General features: G+C 51.7%; 13 protein-coding genes. 4 read left to right on the top strand and 9 right to left on the bottom strand.

Annotated elements, in window-relative coordinates:
• Window positions 1-380: 380 nt before the first annotated feature.
• A complete protein-coding gene (locus Q3A88_RS16605) occupies window positions 381-671 on the top strand; it encodes a DUF333 domain-containing protein (protein WP_039525560.1) in 291 nt (96 codons plus the stop codon).
• 33 nt (window positions 672-704) lie between these two features.
• Here Q3A88_RS16605 and Q3A88_RS16600 read toward each other — a convergent pair whose 3' ends face one another.
• The 3 genes from Q3A88_RS16600 to Q3A88_RS16590 all read right to left on the bottom strand — a co-directional run bounded on the left by Q3A88_RS16600 (window position 705) and on the right by Q3A88_RS16590 (window position 5,283).
• On the bottom strand, window positions 705-1,697 hold the full coding sequence (locus Q3A88_RS16600) for a 2-hydroxyacid dehydrogenase (protein ID WP_014915622.1): 993 nt from the start codon (window positions 1,695-1,697) through the stop codon (window positions 705-707).
• Between the two features lie 119 nt (window positions 1,698-1,816).
• Window positions 1,817-3,370: a methyl-accepting chemotaxis protein gene (locus Q3A88_RS16595; RefSeq protein ID WP_110163198.1), complete on the bottom strand. Its 1,554-nt coding sequence runs from the start codon at window positions 3,368-3,370 to the stop codon at window positions 1,817-1,819.
• Window positions 3,371-3,729: 359 nt separating this feature from the next.
• The gene (locus Q3A88_RS16590; RefSeq protein ID WP_317178313.1) at window positions 3,730-5,283 is read right to left on the bottom strand and encodes a methyl-accepting chemotaxis protein; all 1,554 of its coding nucleotides are present in this window, start codon (window positions 5,281-5,283) and stop codon (window positions 3,730-3,732) included.
• Between the two features lie 372 nt (window positions 5,284-5,655).
• On the opposite strand from Q3A88_RS16590, the gene Q3A88_RS16585 reads away from it, so the two are divergent.
• Entirely contained in the window at window positions 5,656-8,247 is a 2,592-nt protein-coding gene (locus Q3A88_RS16585; protein ID WP_317178312.1) for a YdbH family protein, read from the top strand.
• 15 nt (window positions 8,248-8,262) lie between these two features.
• Window positions 8,263-8,496, top strand: a complete 234-nt coding sequence (locus Q3A88_RS16580) for a YnbE family lipoprotein (RefSeq protein WP_094371003.1) — start codon at window positions 8,263-8,265, stop codon at window positions 8,494-8,496.
• A 43-nt stretch (window positions 8,497-8,539) separates the two neighbouring features.
• Here the strand turns inward: Q3A88_RS16580 and Q3A88_RS16575 are convergent, their stop codons facing one another.
• Window positions 8,540-9,145: an FMN-dependent NADH-azoreductase gene (locus tag Q3A88_RS16575; protein WP_317178311.1), complete on the bottom strand. Its 606-nt coding sequence runs from the start codon at window positions 9,143-9,145 to the stop codon at window positions 8,540-8,542.
• A 304-nt stretch (window positions 9,146-9,449) separates the two neighbouring features.
• On the opposite strand from Q3A88_RS16575, the gene hrpA reads away from it, so the two are divergent.
• Window positions 9,450-13,337 carry an ATP-dependent RNA helicase HrpA gene (gene hrpA, locus Q3A88_RS16570; RefSeq protein ID WP_317178310.1) on the top strand — a complete coding sequence of 1,296 codons (3,888 nt, stop codon included), beginning with the start codon at window positions 9,450-9,452 and terminating at the stop codon, window positions 13,335-13,337.
• A gap of 16 nt (window positions 13,338-13,353) precedes the next feature.
• Here hrpA and Q3A88_RS16565 read toward each other — a convergent pair whose 3' ends face one another.
• From Q3A88_RS16565 to asr, 5 genes are all read right to left on the bottom strand, one after another.
• Window positions 13,354-14,193, bottom strand: coding sequence for an EcsC family protein (locus Q3A88_RS16565; protein WP_317178309.1), 840 nt, complete (start codon window positions 14,191-14,193; stop codon window positions 13,354-13,356).
• Window positions 14,194-14,240: 47 nt separating this feature from the next.
• Window positions 14,241-16,019 carry an EAL domain-containing protein gene (locus tag Q3A88_RS16560; protein ID WP_317178308.1) on the bottom strand — a complete coding sequence of 593 codons (1,779 nt, stop codon included), beginning with the start codon at window positions 16,017-16,019 and terminating at the stop codon, window positions 14,241-14,243.
• Window positions 16,020-16,487: 468 nt separating this feature from the next.
• Window positions 16,488-17,369 (bottom strand): serine protease, encoded by an 882-nt coding sequence (locus Q3A88_RS16555; protein ID WP_317178307.1) that lies wholly within the window; start codon window positions 17,367-17,369, stop codon window positions 16,488-16,490.
• Window positions 17,370-17,609: 240 nt separating this feature from the next.
• On the bottom strand, window positions 17,610-17,912 hold the full coding sequence (locus Q3A88_RS16550) for a type 1 fimbrial protein (RefSeq protein ID WP_110163203.1): 303 nt from the start codon (window positions 17,910-17,912) through the stop codon (window positions 17,610-17,612).
• 405 nt (window positions 17,913-18,317) lie between these two features.
• Window positions 18,318-18,728, bottom strand: a complete 411-nt coding sequence (asr, locus tag Q3A88_RS16545; protein WP_317178306.1) for an acid resistance repetitive basic protein Asr — start codon at window positions 18,726-18,728, stop codon at window positions 18,318-18,320.
• Between the last annotated feature and the right edge of the window lie 91 nt (window positions 18,729-18,819).

Below are 18,819 nucleotides of genomic sequence, written 5' to 3'. Positions count from 1 at the left end.
GGAGCATGCCGATCCAGAACTGGCGGCTGGCGATGAGCCGTTTTATTATCGAGTTCGGCGACCGCATTGAAGGTCACCTTTAATTAATAGGGGTGGCAGTTACACAGAATGATTTACAGGGTCACTATAAACGTTGATCTAAAAATGGGTGTCCAATTTTGGGGCAGACTATCATGCCTCCTATAAGGATTACTCTATAGTCGCTTCACTTCCCATATAACCTACCATTTCCTTGATCTTTTCCCAGTTACCCACATTGAGCTCTGTGTTGTCATCCCTAGGTGTGATAGATATAGTCTTCGTCTGAAAAGTCTATTCGATAAGTGTTGATGCCAAACGTGGTGTCAGAACTTTCGCTCCACCTGATCCGAGGCCAAAACATGAAATTATTGCCATGGCTATGTACTGCCGCTGCGCTCCTGCTGGCAGGATGCAGTAATCATAGTGAGAACACTGCCGCTACCCAGCAAAATGCCACGCAAAATGATGACACAAGCACCGTGGTGTTGCTGAAAAGCAGTTCGCCGGTTGACGTTAACTGTACGTTGATTGGTGGAACGATGGCGATCTCCCGGCAGCTTGATGGTGCGAGCGTGGGAGCCTGTCAGTTAGCCAACGGTAAGCGCTGTAGCGAACAATCGCTGATGAATGGAAGTTGCCCTGCAGGGTGAGTGTTGCGGCAGTCAGCACTGCCGCAGGAAAACTTAAGAGGTAACCAGATTTGCGCAAGGCGCGTTCTGGCTGATGTCTTTCAGGTTCTGTAGCGTGGTTTGGGAAATGCTGATTAGCGCTTCTTCCGTCAGGAACGCCTGATGCCCGGTAAATAGCACGTTGTGGCACGCGGATAAGCGGCGGAAAATATCGTCCTGAATCACATCGTTGGATTTATCGGCAAAGAAGAGATCGCGCTCGTTTTCATAAACATCCATACCCAGCGCACCAATTTTCTGTTGCTTCAACGCGTCGATAGCGGCTTGTGAATCGATCAGTCCACCACGGCTGGTATTGACGATCATGACGCCGTTTTTCATTTGCGCAAAGGCCGCCTGATTCAGCAGATGATGATTCTCCGGCGTCAGCGGGCAGTGCAAGGAGATAACGTCCGCATTAGCATACAGCGTTTTTAGATCGACGTATTCCGCCCCTAATTCCAGGGCCTGCGGGTTTGGATAGGGATCGAAGGCCAGCAGGCGCATGCCAAAGCCTTTGAGGATGCGCATAGTGGCGATGCCGATTTTTCCGGTGCCGATAATACCCGCCGTCCGGTTGTGCATATTGAAGCCAATCAACCCTTCCAGAGAGAAGTTCGCGTCGCGAGTACGCTGATAGGCTCGGTGAATGCGGCGGTTAAGCGTCAGCATCAGGCCGACGGCGTGTTCGGCGACGGCTTCGGGGGAATACGCAGGAACGCGTACCACGCTGATACCCAGCTCCTTAGCGGCCTCCAAGTCGACATTGTTAAAGCCTGCACAGCGTAGCGCCAGCGTTTTAATGCCCAACGCAGCCAGTTCGGTTAACACTTCGCGCCCACCGTCATCGTTCACAAAGATGCAGACGGCCTGACAGCCCGCGGCGGTTTTCGCGGTGCGTGACGTCAGCATGAAATCAAAAAACTCCAGCTCATAGCCAAACTGCTGATTGACCTGCTCCAGATATTTACGGTCATACTGCTTAGTGCTGTAAATTGCCAGTTTCATTGATAGTTTCTCCGAAAAATCCTTAGGTTAAGCTATCAGAAAATCGGGCGGTGACAAACCGTTACCTGACTGACAGTAACGGTTTGAAATTGAGAGGCAAGAATAGCGTTAGAACGATGTTAGCGAGACGTGCTGAAAACTGACACAGCTTCGGACATCGTGGAGATCTGCTGTTCCAGGCTGTTAATGGCAGAACTGGAGTGCGTCGCCAAAATGGTGTTCTGACGCGTCAATTCATCAATGTTGTTCACCGCCGAGTTTATCTGCCCCAGCCCTTGCGATTGCTCTTGTGTCGCTAAGCTGATTTGATTCACAAGCTGCGTTACTTGCTGCACTTGAGTCAATATATGGTTCATCGACTTACTGGTGTTGCTGACCAGTTTATCACTGGTGTGGATGTTGGCGATCGTGGTGTCGATAATCGCCGCGATGTCTTTGGCGGCGACGGCGCTACGCTGTGCCAGAATACGGACTTCCCCCGCAACCACGGCGAAACTCTTACCCTGTTCTCCGGCGTGAGCGGCTTCTACGGCTGCATTAAGTGCCAGAATATTGGTCTGGAACGCCAGATTATCCAGTACGTTGATGATGTCGGTTATCTCGTTGCTGGAACGAGTCATGACCGCCATGGTGTCCGTGACCTGATTAACCGCTTTTTCACCCGCATCGACTGCCTGATTGGCATCGTTCGCACAGCGTGTTGCTAACTGTGAAGCAGACGCGTTACTTTGAATCGTCGCCGTCAGTTCTTCCATTGAGGATGCGGTAGATTGCAAGCTTTGTGCGGTATCTTCACAGCGCTGGCTCAGCGTGTAATTCCCAGAAGCAATTTCACCACAGGCGTGGCGGAGTTCGGTCAGCTTGCCGTTGACATCATCGACAAACGTGCGGAAATTCATGCCGGATTGATTCACGGCGCGTAATAACATGCCGACTTCATCCACGCGATTAAGGTGAAACGAGTTATCTGCCTGCCCAGATGCGGAGTTAATCGCCTGGCGTAGGATTTTTTCCAGAGGTTTTGCCAGATGTTGAACTAATAATTCACTGGTTACGATTGCGCCAGCAAGCAGCACCAAAGCAAAAATGAATAGCGGAGTCGTCTGTGGAAGAGTTGTAAGTAAGAAAAACAATGCCAATAGCATGAAAAGGAATATATAACTTCTTATCCGCCAACGTACGGGAATAACGTTAAATAAGCTAAGAAATTTTAGCGGGCCTTTATAAATTAACAATCCCTGAAAGAGTCGGTGGTTTTTTAATTTATTTTCATTCATTTGGCGATAAAGTGCTTCAGCCTGCCGAATATCTTCCGGTGGAACGCGCGTTCGTACCGACATATATCCTGTTATTTTTCCTTCTTTCATTAGGGGCGTCGTACTGGCTTTTACCCAGTAGTAATCGCCATTCTTGCGGCGATTTTTGACGACGGCCGTCCAGATTTTACCGGCCTCCAGCGTCTCCCACATGTCGGCAAACGCCTGCGGCGGCATATCCGGGTGGCGCACGATATTGTGAGGTTGGTGCAGAATTTCCTCAAAGTCGTAACCACTGGCATTAATAAAATCGTCATTGGCATAAGTGATATCGCTATCGATGGTGGTAACCGACATCAGCTTGGCTTTTTCATCTAATAAATACTGAATATCACTGACAGGAAAATTCTTACGCATTTATTGATCCTTTTAGTATAAACAAGCATAAATATGATGTTTTTAGATCTATTAGCGAACGGAAATTGATGGGCGCTATTTAATTAACGGCAATCTTCACGAAATACTTAGCGAGTAGACTTATATAGTCTTAATCGTGTTGTCCGTTATTTTTTCTTTAAAACATTAGTGCCTGAACCCAACTCGCTACCAGAACACGTACCGATGGCCAGAAGCATTCATTTGTTAAGTATATTATGACTCTGTGAATTTGCACTGTGGCCAACGCAGGTTGAAGAAAGAGAAAGAAGAAAGAGAAAAATGATAAGGAAACAGGGCGACGGACGCCGTGATAGGGGCGCCCGTGAAGATGAGATTAGCTAGCGGGAAAGGCTAAAGACAGAGGCGGCTTGTACCATACTCGAGATCTGCTGTTGCAGGTGATCGGTGGCCGAATGTGATTGACTAGCCAGCGCGGTATTCTGATGCGTGAGCTCATCAATACGGTTTACCGCTTCATTAATTTGCTCCAGCCCCTGAGATTGTTCCTGCGTTGCGAGGCTGATCTCATTCATCAAATTGGTGACGTGCTGAACCTGCAGCAGAATATTGCTCATGGATTTATGCGTGTGTGAAACCTGCTGTTCACCGGTACGAATACTATTCAGCGTTTCATCAATAATGGTCGAAATATCGCTGGAAGAAGAGGCGCTGCGCTGCGCCAACGAACGCACTTCACTGGCGACCACAGCAAAGCTCTTACCCTGTTCTCCTGCATGGGCAGCTTCAACAGCAGCGTTCACGGCCAGAATATTGGTCTGGAACGCGAGATTATCCATCACGCTGACGATATCCGTAATCCGTTCGCTGGAACGGGTGATCGTCTCCATCGTATCGGAGACCTGGCTGACAGCCTGCTCACCAGAGTTCACCGCCTGATTCACATCCTGCGTATAGCGTGAGGCCTGAAGCGAGGCTTCCGCATTGCTTTTTATTGTTGCAGTAAGCTGTTCCACGGAGGCGGCGGTTTGTTGCAGGCTTTCTTCCGTTTCCTCGCAGCACTGTGCCAAGGTATGGTTGCCTTGCGCGATTTCATTACAGGCGTTTTTCAGCTCGCTCAGATTGGTGTTCACATCGTCTACGAAGGTGCGGAAATTCATACCGGACTGGTTTACCGCCCGCATTAACATGCCAATTTCATCCACGCGATTAAGCTGCGTCAGGTTGTCCGCCTGCCCAGCGGCGGAACGCATGGCCTGAGCCAGAATTTGCTCGATAGGACGCGCAACATGGTGCACCAGGAGCTCGCCACTGACAAAGCAGCAGGCGATAAGCAGCGGGAAGAGTACAGAAGCGAATGCGGTTCCCGCCAGCAGGGAATAGGCGGCAATGAGCGGAATCAGGCTAAAGAGCAGAAAATAGCTGCGGATGCGCCAGCGTAGCGGCATGGTTTTAAAAAGACTCAGGATGCGTAATGGCCCCGTATAAATAAGCAGACCATGATGGAAGGTGCGATATTTCAGTTTACCTTCATTTGCACTGGCATAGAGTCCCTCGGCCTGACGAATTTCATCGGGTGAGGCGGCGGTCCGTACAGACATATAACCGCTAATTTCACCACCTTTTCTCAGCGGCGTGGTGCTGGATTTTACCCAGTAATGGTCGCCATTTTTGCACCGATTTTTCACAATTCCTGTCCAGATATTGCCTGCGCGCAGCGTTTTCCACATATCCGCGAAGGCTGCTGGTGGCATATCCGGGTGTCGGATAAGATTATGGGGCTGCCCCATTAGCTCATCAGCGGTATAACCACTGACATCAATAAAATCTTTGTTTGCGTAGGTAATGTGGCTTTCTGGCGTGGTGACCGACATGAGTCTGGTTTTTTCAGAAAGAGGGAGTTGGCGGTCGGTTACAGGGGTGTTATTACGCATAAAGCAGTCCTTGATATGCTGTGTCCGAATACTGATTTAACATGAGGCATACCCACGACAATAAATCAGCGGATAACGGTAATGGTTCAGGTCGCTCATTGCTTTTTTTAAGGCGGTCGGGCAGAAGGAGATAATCCTGATATCCACCCGTAAACGCTTTGTTCATGATGAGATAACGTGATTCATTACAAAATATAACCTCAATTAAACATTTTACCACGAAAGGGTAATGAGTACGTATGCACAATAGTAGTAAATGTGAGTTGGATGGTGCTGTTTGTTAACAAAAAGAGCGATTTGTGAATGAATAATCAGCAGAGTCATACAGGACGAATTTTTACCGCTATTGAACAGGATGATTAACTCGCGCTAATGATTAAAAAACGTCCACTTTCAATGGCTTTTCTGTTCGCCGTATTGCTGTTTCTTTCCTGGCGAGCACTGCCGCAGTGGCTACCGCGCTTTGCCAACATCTGGCTCCCGACGGAGATGTCTTTGACCGTGAATGGGACGCTTGGCTGGCAGGGCGGTGGGCTGCATAGCGCGGGGTTCAGTCTTATGGCCGGGGAGTGCACGCTCGTTGACGTACGGAATATGACGCTGCGTTGGCATAGCTGGCGATGGCATGTCGATATTGATGCCGTGACGTTAAACAGCGACTGCCTACAGCATGTGCCAGCAAGCAGCAGCACCGAGCCAGCGGCGCAGTTGGCGCAATGGCAGCAGCGATTGCCGGCTGCCGATATTCAGGTGAAGACGTTTACGCTACAGCCCTGGCAGGATTACGCTGGACAGGTGCGACTCAGCAGCGACGGCAAACGGCAACAGACGCTGGATTATCAGGGCGATCAACTGGCGTTTAAGGCAGAACTGAACGAGAAACGTCTGACCCTGCATGAGAGCATGCTCGCCACGCCAGCGGGGTTTGTGCGCCTGCAAGTCAGTGGTGAGATGGAACTGGCCGATACGCTGGATGCTGCACCGGTGCAGGGGCGGCTCACCGGAAAACTGGATTCAGGGCAAACGCCGGATCCGCTTTCGCTCCTGCTGGACTGGCATCATCAAGCGGGTGAGCTGGTACTGAATGCGGCGAATGATGAGACGCCGCTGATATCGCTGCAGTGGCAGTTGACGGATGAGGTCATTCAAGTGACTAACGGCGTCTGGCGCTGGCCTTATGCCGATCAGCCACTCTCCGGGCAGGTTGCTATGACATTACAGCATTGGCGACAAGGACTGGATGCCACCACGATTAACGCGCGGTTGAACATGCTGACGCAAGGGCATAATGGCAAGGCGAACGCCGTGTTGGTGCTGGGGCCGGGCAATATCGGCCTGCTCAACAGCGAATTACGCTTTCAGCTTACCGGGCAGGCAAATTTACCCGCACTTTCCCTGACGGCGACGCTGCCGGGGGTGTTGCAGGGCTCTATTCTCAATCCCGAACTTTCTCTTTTACCCGGAGCGCTGCTGCGTGCCTGGGGAACGCCTGCACCACAAATTTATCTTGAAGAGGCACGCTGGCCGTTGGCGGGCGTCCGAATCAGTGCGACGGGCGTGAATGGGCGACTACAGGCGATTGTGAAGGCGCGGGAAGCATACTGGGGACGTTTCAGCCTGCACCTTGACGGTCAGGCACAGGATTTCTGGCCGGATCAAGGGCAGTGGCAATGGCGTTATTGGGGTAATGGCCAGCTACCGCCGCTGAAAGGTGAGTGGGACGTGGCCGGCCGAGGCCAGTGGCAGGATACCCTGATTGAAGTCACCCAACTGTCGAGCGGTTTGGATCAGCTAGGCTATGGCATTGTGACGGTGCATCAGCCCCGTCTGACGATCACTGAGCCGATCCGCTGGCAGCGTGCCCGTTCAGGTGAACATTTTCAAGGCGCGCTGCAACTGGCTTCCGAACGGGCGCACTTCAGCAACGGGGGCTACTTGCCACCTTCGTTACTAACGCTGGCGATGCAGGGGCGTAGCCCGGATGATTTCCAGCTACAGGGGCAGTTACAGGCTGAGGATATCGGGCCAGTCAGGCTGCGCGGCCGCTGGGATGGGGAGCGATTGCGCGGGGGCGCGTGGTGGCCGACACAGCCGCTTAAGGTGTTTCAGCCTCTGCTTTCTCCGTTGTTAAAAATGAACATCCGCGCCGGACAGTTTTACGCACAGGCGGCATTCTCGGCCGCACGTAAAGAAGGATTCAGCGCGGGCGGACATTGGGTCGTGAAAAATGGCGGACTGTGGTTACAGGATGGTGAAGTTAGCGGCGTCAACTTTGTCCTGCCTTACCGCCTGAAAGATCAGCGTTGGCAATTGGGCGTCAAGCAGCCTGTTGCGCTGCGAATTGACGTGCTGGATAACCTGTTTCGGATGAGCAATATCCGCGTCGATCTCCAGGGGTTTTACCCGTACAGTGAACGACGACCGCTGGTTATGTCTCAGGCTGATATGGATGTATTAGATGGGCATATTGGCCTGTCCACGCTGCGTTGGCCACAGCGGGAACCCGCGCTGTTCACCGTGAAGAGTGTGGATCTCAGCGAGCTCATGACGGTGCTGAAGCAAAAGCAATTTGCCCTGTCTGGGCGCGTGAGCGGCACGCTTCCGCTGAATTTTAATCACCCGACCACGTTGATTGAAGGTGGACGTATTACCAATGATGGATTCCTGACGCTACGGCTGGATAACCAACTGGCTGATGAGCTAGCGAGTAAAAATCTGGCAGGCGGGGCGACGATTGGGTGGCTGCGCTATCTGGAGATTGGGCGTTCCTATGCCACGCTTGACCTGAATAATCAGGGCGAATTGACATTAACGTCGCAGGTGCAGGGGAAAAACCCGCAGCTCAGCGCGAAACGCCAGGTGATTCTTAACTATCGCCATCAGGAGAATATCTTCCAGCTATGGCGCAGCTTGCGTTTTGGCGATAACTTGCGGGATACGCTGGAGCAGCAGGCCAATGAATAAATTCAAGGTAGAACAATGAACAAGTGCGAGACATTGCTGGCGGTATGTTTCACGGTCGCTTTCCTGACGGGGTGCGTGCCGCGTATCGAAGTGGCTGCGCCCAAAGAGCCGATCACCATCAATATGAACGTGAAGATCGAACATGAGATTCACATCAAAGCGGATAAAGAAGCGACGCAACTGCTGGAAAGATCGGACAATGCGGCTGGCGATGAGATAAAGAAAAGCGCGCCGGAAGGCGCGCAATAGTCAAGCCAAGTAAACCAATGGCAAGGTCGGTAATGATGATTTTTTATGCGGTGACCAACTGAGACAGCTGGGTTTTCGCCGCTTCGGTGGCTTTCTGCGCCACATCCGGGCCGTAGCCGTAACCTTCTGCGAACACGAAATCAAGATCGGTCAGGCCAAGGAAGCCCAGGAAGACGCGCAGGTACGGTTCCAGCAGATCGGTTGGTGTACCTTTATGGATGCCCCCACGGCTGGTTAATACGATAGCGCGTTTACCTTTCACTAGACCTTCTGGTCCTTGCTCGGTGTAGCGGAACGTCACGCCAGCACGGGCAACCAGATCGAAGTAGTTCTTCAACTGGGTAGGAATGTTGAAGTTATACATCGGTGCGGCGATGACGATAATGTCATGCGCCTGCAATTCCGCGATCAGTTCGTCGGACAGTTTCAGCGCTTCCTGCTGACGTGGGGTCAGTGCAGCATCGGAAGGACGCAGTGCGCCGACTAATTCGCCATCAAGAACGGGAATCGGCTGAGCAGCCAGGTCACGTACGGTGATGCTGTCGTTCGGATGTGCAGACTGCCACTCGGTGGTGAAGTGGTCGGCCAGTTGGTTTGACTGAGAATAACCTGCCAGAATGCTTGATTTCAGAACCAATACTTTGCTCATTGCCAATTCCTTTAGTGATTAGAAGTGGGCGACAACATAACGCCCCTTGATGCGTCACATCTTATGCGGTGATCTGGAAAGAGAAAAGTGCAAATATTCGAGGTCTTTATTCGATTTTATTGAATAAGACAATGTTTGACTAAGACCAGGCTGTGGCGATTAGAGCCGTTTATGACAATGTGCTACTATCCACGGCTTAAAAATTTCGTGTCTTGCAGTAGATTAGGCTCCATCGAGCCAGATTCGGCGGCGAGCATCGCCCCGGCAGAGAAAAGAATTAGAGAAATAATTAAGGAAGAGCAACGTGAAATCACCTCTCAGTGCATTATCTACGCAGTTAAGTGAGCTAATGCTTCGCGATCGGCAACGTCTGCGCCGTCGTTTGCAGGGCGCGGCGAAGGTCAGCAGCCCGCAGGCTCAGGCGGCGATCGCTCAGGAAATTGAGGGGGAAATCGTTGCCGCACGCCAGAAAGTCGAGAACCGGCGGGCAAACTGTCCGGCGATTCACTACCCTGAACAGCTCCCTGTTAGCCAGAAAAAAGACGAGATACTGGAGGCGCTGCGTCATCATCAGGTGATTATCGTCGCGGGTGAGACGGGGTCGGGTAAGACCACGCAGTTGCCGAAAATTTGTCTCGAACTGGGGCGCGGCGTGCACGGTCTGATCGGCCACACGCAGCCGCGTCGTCTGGCAGCCAGAACCGTTGCTGACCGCATTGCTGCCGAGCTGGAAACGCCGCTGGGTGGCAGCGTAGGGTATAAAGTCCGGTTTAACGATCAGGTGAGTGACAATACGCTGGTCAAACTGATGACCGACGGTATTCTGCTGGCGGAAATTCAGCAGGACCGCCTGTTGATGCAGTACGACACGCTAATCATCGATGAAGCGCACGAGCGCAGCCTGAATATCGATTTCATCATGGGCTATTTGCGCCAGCTGCTGCCAAAGCGCCCTGATTTAAAAGTGATTATTACGTCGGCGACCATCGATCCACAGCGCTTCTCCCGCCACTTTAATAACGCACCGATCATTGAAGTGTCCGGCCGGACCTATCCGGTGGACGTGCGCTATCGTCCCGTGGTGGAAGACGCTGATGACAGCGATCGCGATCAGCTACAGGCGATTTTTGATGCGGTCGATGAACTGACGCGCGAAGGGCCGGGAGATATTCTGGTCTTCATGAGCGGCGAACGAGAAATTCGCGACACGGCAGAGGCGCTGACTCGTCTGGACTTGCCGCATACTGAAATCCTCCCGCTGTACGCGCGCCTGTCGAATCAGGAACAGAACCGCGTCTTTCAGTCACATCACGGTCGCCGCATCGTGCTGGCAACCAACGTGGCGGAAACCTCGCTCACCGTGCCGGGGATTCGCTATGTGATCGATCCAGGCACCGCACGCATCAGCCGCTACAGTTTCCGCACCAAGGTGCAGCGCCTGCCGATTGAACCTGTCTCTCAGGCGTCGGCGAATCAGCGTAAAGGACGCTGTGGCCGTGTCGCCGCCGGGGTGTGTATTCGTCTCTATTCCGAACAGGATTTCCTGTCACGGCCTGAATTTACCGATCCTGAAATTCTTCGCACCAATCTGGCTTCCGTTATTCTGCAAATGACGTCGCTGGGGCTAGGCGATATCGCCGCGTTTCCGTTTGTTGAAGCGCCGGATAAACGCAACATTCAGGACGGCGTGCGGCTGCTGGAGGAATTAGGCGCGATTAATCTGGCGGAGAACGGGCATTACCGCCTGACGCCGCAGGGGCAACAGCTGGCACAATTGCCGATCGATCCGCGTTTGGCGCGAATGGTGCTGGAAGCGCGTAAAACCGGCTGTGTGCGTGAAGTGATGATCATCACCGCTGCGCTATCGATTCAGGATCCGCGCGAAAGGCCGATGGATAAGAAACAGGCATCGGATGAGAAACACCGCCGTTTCGCCGATAAAGACTCCGATTTTCTGGCTTTCGTCAATCTGTGGGACTACCTGCGTGACCAGCAAAAGGCGCTGTCTTCCAGCCAGTTCCGCCGCCAGTGCCGCACCGATTTCCTTAACTACCTGCGCGTGCGCGAATGGCAGGATATCTACACGCAGCTGCGTCAGGTTGTGAAAGAACTGGGGCTGCCGGTCAATAGCGAACCAGCAGATTACCTGAGTATCCACTGCGCGCTGCTCACCGGCCTGTTGTCGCATATCGGGCAGAAAGATATTGAGAAACAGGAATTCAGTGGCGCGCGTAACGCGCGGTTTGCGATTTTCCCAGGTTCCGGGTTATTCAAAAAGCCGCCTAAGTGGACGATGGTGGCAGAACTGGTGGAAACCAGCCGCCTGTGGGGACGCATTGCCGCGCGTATTGAACCCGAGTGGATCGAACCGCTGGCTCAGCATCTGATTAAGCGGAGCTACAGCGATCCTCATTGGGAGAAAGCGCAGGGCACGGTGATGGCGCAGGAGAAGGTGACGCTCTTCGGGCTGCCGATTGTCGCGGCGCGTAAGGTGAACTACAGCCAAATCGATCCGACGCTGGCGCGTGAAATGTTCATCCGCCACGCGCTGGTGGAAGGCGACTGGCAAACGCACCACGCCTTTTTCCGCGCCAACCTCAAATTGCTGGCGGAAGTGGAAGATCTCGAACATAAATCGCGCCGCCGCGACATTCTGGTGGATGACGAAACGCTGTTTGCTTTCTATGACCAGCGGTTGCCGCACGATGTAGTGTCGTCGCGCCATTTTGACACATGGTGGAAAGCCGCTAGCCGGGATAATGCCGACCTGCTTAATTTTGAAAAGAGCATGTTGATTAAAGACGGCGCGGAGAAGGTGAGCGCGCTGGATTATCCGAACTTCTGGTATCAGGGCAGTCTGAAATTACGCTTGTCTTATCAGTTTGAACCGGGCGCGGACGCCGATGGCGTTACGGTTCATATTCCGCTGCCTATTCTCAATCAGGTGCGTGAAGAGGGCTTCGAGTGGCAGATTCCCGGCGTGCGCCGTGAACTGACGATTGCGCTGATTAAGTCATTGCCTAAGCCGTTACGTCGTAACTTCGTACCCGCGCCGAACTATGCCGAAGCGTTTCTGGCCCGTACCACGCCATTAGAGAAAGGACTCTTGGATGCTCTGGAACGTGAGTTGAGACTGATGACTGGCGTCACGGTGCCACGCGAGGCGTGGCAGTGGGATCAGGTGCCTGATCATCTGAAAATCACGTTCCGCGTTATTGATGAGAAGAAGCGGACGCAGCGCGAAGGCAAAGACCTGAATGCGCTGAAAGATCAGCTCAAGGATAAAGTGCAGCAAACGCTGTCATCCGTAGTGGATGACGGGCTGGAGCAGCGCGGTCTGCACGTCTGGAGCTTTGGTTCGCTGCCTGACTGCTATGAACAGAAGCGTGGCGGCTACTCGGTTAAAGCTTATCCGGCGTTGGTGGATGAAAAGGATAGCGTGGCGATTCGCCTGTTCGACACGCCGCACCAGCAACAGCAGGTGATGCGGCAGGGGCTGCGCCGTCTGTTATTGCTGAACATTCCGTCGCCGATTAAATATCTGCATGAAAAGCTGCCGAACAAGGCGAAACTCGGTCTTTATTTCAATCCGTACGGCAAAGTGTTGGATCTCATCGATGACTGTATCGCCTGCGCGGTGGATAAGCTGATTGAATCATCCGGTGGTCCGGTCTGGCAGGAAGAGGCCTTCCAGCAACTGCATGAAAAAGTGCGTGCGGAACTGAACGACACAGTGGTTGATATCGCCAAGCAGGTTGAGCAAATCCTGACGGCGGTCTTCACCATTAACAAGCGTCTGAAAGGGCGTGTAGATATGGCGATGGCGCTGGCGTTAAGCGATATCAAGAGCCAGATGAACGGGCTGGTGTTCCGTGGCTTTGTGACCGAAAACGGCTGGCAGCGTCTGCCGGACGTGCTGCGTTATCTGCAAGCGATAGAGCGCCGTCTGGAGAAACTGGCGCAGGATGTTCACCGCGACCGGGCGCAGATGCTGAAAGTGGAGCACGTTCAACAGGCGTGGCAGCAGTGGTGGAATAAGCTGCCTGCGGAGCGACGTGACGACGACGATGTGAAAGCGGTGCGCTGGATGCTTGAAGAGCTGCGCGTCAGCTACTTTGCCCAGCAGCTAGGAACGCCGTTCCCGATCTCGGATAAGCGCGTATTGCAGGCGATGGAGCAGGTCGAAGGGTAATGCTCTCGGTATCACATCAGGTCGGCAAGGGCTGCTTTTTGATCTCAAGGTAAGCCGACCTGATGGCTTCTTCACCATACTGCTGTTCCAGACGTTTTATGATGAAATGACCTTTCGCCATGTTTTGGTAGTGGTGAATAAACAGCGTATTAATGGCCGCACCGCTGGCGGCACCAATCACCGGAACAATCTGTGCGGCCATTTTTTCCGTCATGGTGACGCCCAGTCTGGTCGCGACCGCATCAATCAATTTTGCCAGCGTTTTCCCTGCCTGTGAGGTGCTCATTCTGGCAGATGCTTTCCCGGCGCTTTTCTTGCCGGCAATGCCGATTAATTCGCGGCTGGCATGTCGGGTGATATCGGCCAGAACGGCGCGTGACGTGTAATAGGCAGAATCGGCGGCATCGTCACTTTCTTGTGTCCCGCCGAGTGCGAAAACTTCCACACAGGCGGCTTTGACGGAAAAATCAGTGAGGGAGAAACCTTCGCTGCGGGCAATATCCGCCACGGAACGCATCATGATGGTGGTGCTGATAGGCAGCTCGACCAGCAGACCCGCCACGCCAAAAAAACCGCTGACTGCACCGGAAGCGGCAACAGCCAGCTTGTGTGTCTTTGGTGATGCTACGCGATCGGGCGCATCGTCTAGCGTATAGAGTGCGGCGTCTACCGCTTTGTAGAGCGCGGAATGAACTACATCCTGTATTTTATTTTTCACCATGGCGGGTAGCTTCGACAGGCTCCATTCAATCGGTTTTCCAACCAGATTCGCCGCCTGTATGGTAAAAGAGGGGGCTTCCAGCAGCGCGATGGCCTGTCTGATAGCGAGCGCATCCTGTTGAGTAAGAAGAGTCATCGGCGTTCTCCGTACCGTTGGTTGAATAGCCCGCCTGACGGGGGATGTTATGCAGACGTTTGTGACGAGCGCGTCGTTAACCAGGTGGTGAACGCATCAGGAGGGATAGGCCGGGAGAAATAGTAGCCCTGTACTTCATCACATCCAAAATGAGCCAGGTATTCGAGCGTTTCCTTATTTTCTACGCCTTCCGCCAGCACAATGTAATTCAGTTTGTGCAGCATGCTGATAATGGATTGCACAATGACGCGGCTTTTATGGTCAGTTTTTATATCTTTAATCAGCGATTTATCCAGCTTTATCACCGTAGAGGGAATATTGCGCAGATAGCTTAAGTTGCTATATCCCGTGCCGAAATCATCAAGCGCGATAGTAAATCCGAGCTGTTGCAGCGTTTGGATAGTGGCGAGCGTTTCCGTGCTTTCGATGATTTTCTGCGTCTCGACACACTCGATGTCAATGTCCCGAGGGGTGAGGCCGTGATTATCGAGAATGGTGATGAGACGTGGAATAAAATCATTCTCGGAAAAATTTCGGGCAGAAACGTTAATCGATACGGGGAAGGTGAGCCCCTCCTGACGCCACTGCTTCACCTGGCATGCCGCTTCTCGGGTGACCCAGTCCGTTAACGGGCGCATCAGCGTCGTGCCTTCCGCGAGCGGAATAAATTGATCGGGATAAATCTCACCTAACTTAGGGTGTCGCCAGCGAATCAGCGCTTCGGCACCAATCACGGTGTTAGTCTTGATACTTAATTTCGGTTGATAAATTAAATAGAGACCTGGCTTATTGTTTTGTAGCACGTCGGCCAGTTCATTAAGCAAAGTAAAGGCGATTTGCTGCGCCTGATCGGCCTCAGGGTCATAAGCGAACTGGCGGATATTTCTGAGGATGGCGGCACGCAGTGCGCTCATCGATTCACGCAAGATTTGCTGCGGATCTTTGGCCGGAATCTGGAATTCGGTATAGCCAACGAAGAACTCCAGCTTGAGCGGAATATGGCTGGTGATACTTTCATGAATTCGTTCAGCGCAGGCATCAAGTTCCGCCAGAACCTGATCTTTCCTATCGGCCTTCACCAGCAGGGCGAAGCGGCCTACGGCGGCAGAGTACAGATTGTCTGATGAATTTAAGCTAAGACGTAAAAAGACCCCGATATCTTTCAGCAGGCCTTCTACGGTCGGCATACCCAGCGCACATCCCATTTCATAGGCGTAAGAAATGTCGATGGTATCAATCAGAATGAGCAGGTAGGGCTCGTGAATGTCGGTAATGTGGCTAATGTCGTCAATCAGGCGCTGGCGATTAGGTAATAGTGTGACGGCATCAATCAGCCCAATCGCGTTACGGTATTCCATTAACACCATCGCAATGGTCGCTAAGTCATGCAGGAGCCGCAATTGGACTTTGCTGAAGGTGCGTGGGATATAATCGATGACGCTGAACGTACCGATGGAATAGCTGTCTTTAGTTTTCAGCGGTACACCAGCGTAAAAACGGATAAAAGGTTCGCTGGTGACGTAAGGGCTGTCTTTAAAACGGTCGTCCTGAGTGGCATCGGGGCAGATAAAGGATTGACCCGTTTGTACGGTAAAATGGTCGAATGAACCGATTTTATCCATATCATCCAGAGGAAAATGGGTTTTCGCTTTAACATGCAGAGATTTGGAACCGGTTAGCGTCACGAGAGCCGTTGGGGTTTCAAGGAGTTGACAGGCCAGTTTCGTGAGTTTGCGAAGAATATCATCTTGAGATGTATCGGTTTTTTGTAATTCGTCGAGAGTCTGCATGCGTTTTTTTTCGTCATGACTCAAATGTTTTAACATGTAGACTCTTCCTTTTCGCAATAATAATCGCGACAACATCAATTTAATTTAACGGCGACACAATAACATAGAGGCTAAAAATTGAGGTAACTTATTATATCGCCTTTATCTTTCCGTTAAGGCTTAGACGATTTTTTGTCTTAAATCATGTTTTCAGTTTTCAGTGTGCTGTATGGATTTGTGATATTTTCCCGTAAGTTACACGTAGAGATAAACGGTCTGGCTGAGAAAATGTTCTGCAAATAAAAGGGGGAATCTAATTATAAACAATGGCCGCTTCCAGAAGATAAAAATAGCATCCTGATAATTGTTATACCTATTGTGGGGTGACTATATGGATGATTAACCTATCTCTCTGATAAGAATAGAACAGATATTTTCTTATACTATGAAATTGGCAGGAAACGACGGCGTCAGACGGCATCCAGAATAACGATTTCCGCCTGATGGTGTTGGCTCTGCTGGGCGTTAGTGTTGTTTTGGTAAGCTTTCTTTGGGTGAACTCGTTTTTGGTGAACCTTCTTTTGGTGAACTTAGTTTTGCTAACGCTTCTAACTGCTGACGAATCGCGGTAACGGAAACGGCGCGATTATCGGCTCTATCGCGTTCACTGGCATCGGGTGCGGAACTTTGGATGCCCATGAGTACCCAACCTGCTGCGGAATTCAGCATCAGCGGGGAACCGCTATCGCCAGGCAGCGTGTCGCACTGGTGCGCCATAACGGCAGTGTGAACCCAGCCGGTGATCAAACAGTTTTGATGGCGATAAAGCGTTTCCTGATGATCCTCTGGGTAACCTGCCTGCGTGACGCGCTGACCGTTGTCCTTCAAGGCCTGCATCAATTCCTGGCGGCTGCCTTGCCAGAGTGGGAGCGGGCGAATGTCAGGTGGCGTTTGCTTTAGCCGGATCAGGGCATAATCCAGCGGCGCTGCTGAAGGGGGAACGATCCACCCCTCGCCGTCGGCTTTCAGTTTTTTAGCGAGCGTTTTATTCGCCAGCGCTTCAATTTCCGTTGTTTCATACCGCCAGCCATTTTCTGTTGCCAGAAAGCGCAGCGCGACGGGTTTATCTATTTCGCCTTTCGGTGGCGTAACCACGCAATGCCCGGCTGTCAACGCCAGATGCGGGGAAATCAATGTCGCGGTACAGAGGTTGCCGCTGGCGGTTTCCAACTGTCCAATCGCTTGCCACGGCCAGATCGCCGTGTCGGGAACGGTATCCCGATCGTCATGGTTGAAAAATAAGATTTGTTGCTGCTTTTGCGCGGCGGTGTCTGTCTGTGAGGATTCAGCCCAACTGAGCGGGGCGATAAATGATAATGAACATAACAACCAGGCTGATATGCGCATGCAGTAAATAAACCTTATGAGAAAGTCATCTTTAAGCGCTAAATATAGCGCGTTGAATTAACTATAGATGTATTTGTTGATGAGGGACTGGAAATTAAAATGTTATCGAGTGTAAAAGGCGTCGTATGACATCACTGCGCTTATTTCATCCTACGCCCTATGTTCAAAGCGTGACGCCACGATCTGAGGTGGCGTCGCATTTTCTTATCAGCAGCACAGCGAATGCGAATGGCACCCGTTTTATTCGTAGCTGACGATCACGATACGTGCATCTGAACTTAACGTTTTCGAACTCACAAAACCGATACCTTGGGGCAAAACAGCGTGTTGCGAGCTATTTTTCACGTGTAGCATTTGTATTTCACCTTGTCGTTCACAACTGATGGTCACATTATTTGATCGTGTTGTAACATCACAGACTGGTTCGACGATGGCACCCGAAAAGCGGATGATACCGGACGATGAAGAGGAGGAAGCGAAGGTATATGATGTCGCAGCCAGCATGCTCAGCAATAGGGCAGATATTTGCAGGGTTCTTTTCATTATACGGTTCTCGGTATTGCCCGGAGTGTAATGATATAAACGGCGCTGAGTGATAAAACTTTACGACTCCACCATCTTTATTTGGTTCGCTGTCTACATTTTTGACGTTTACTGTTTTTGACGTTCAATAACCTTATGATTAATAGCGGTGCGATTAATCACTGCGTGATGCAGACCCTGTGACTAGAGAAAAAAACTCAGGGTAATAAGGCCACAGAGCAGAACGAGGGATAACATAATTTCAAATGAGTAACGCCGCATCATTCTCCCATCCCCCCATGAAATAAACACCCGGTAAACCGGGTGTTTGATGATTGTTCTACGGCAAGCCCTTAGAGATAGATTTCAAATAGGGCTAACTGAAAGTGACGCCTTCCCCATGGGGAAGGCGTGAGTGCTTACCGATTACGCTGCTGGCGTAGTGGTCGCTGGTTTTGCCGTTTTTGCTTTCTTCACGTGTTTCTTGGCAGCCTGTGTTTTCTGAGCAGGGGCGTGTTTAGCTTTCTTCACGTGTTTTTTAGCAGCCTGTGCTTTCTGTGCAGGAGCTGGCTTGGCTTTCTTCACGTGTTTTTTAGCAGCCTGCGCTTTCTGAGCAGGGGCAGGTTTAGCTTTCTTCACGTGTTTTTTAGCGGCCTGCGCTTTCTGAGCAGGGGCTGGTTGAGCTTTCTTCATCTGTTTTTTATGGTGAGCGGCTTTAGCCGGAGCAGACGTGGTCGCCGTAGGCTGAGCTGGTGCGCTGGTTACGGTATCCGCGGCAAACGCTACAGAGGACAGACCCAGAGCCGCACCTGCGATCATAACTAATACTTTATTCATCATCATTTCCTCGTTGTCTCATTCACGTTTCGTAGCCCTCAGTTGGGCTGGTAGAGAGAGAATAGGAGAAACAGAGGGCGGCTTCAGTGAG

The sequence above is a fragment of the Pectobacterium sp. HCp5_1 genome (assembly GCF_032905925.1).
GTDB classification, from domain to species: Bacteria; Pseudomonadota; Gammaproteobacteria; order Enterobacterales; family Enterobacteriaceae; genus Pectobacterium; species Pectobacterium brasiliense_A.
This window is presented reverse-complemented; position numbering and strand designations above follow the sequence as displayed.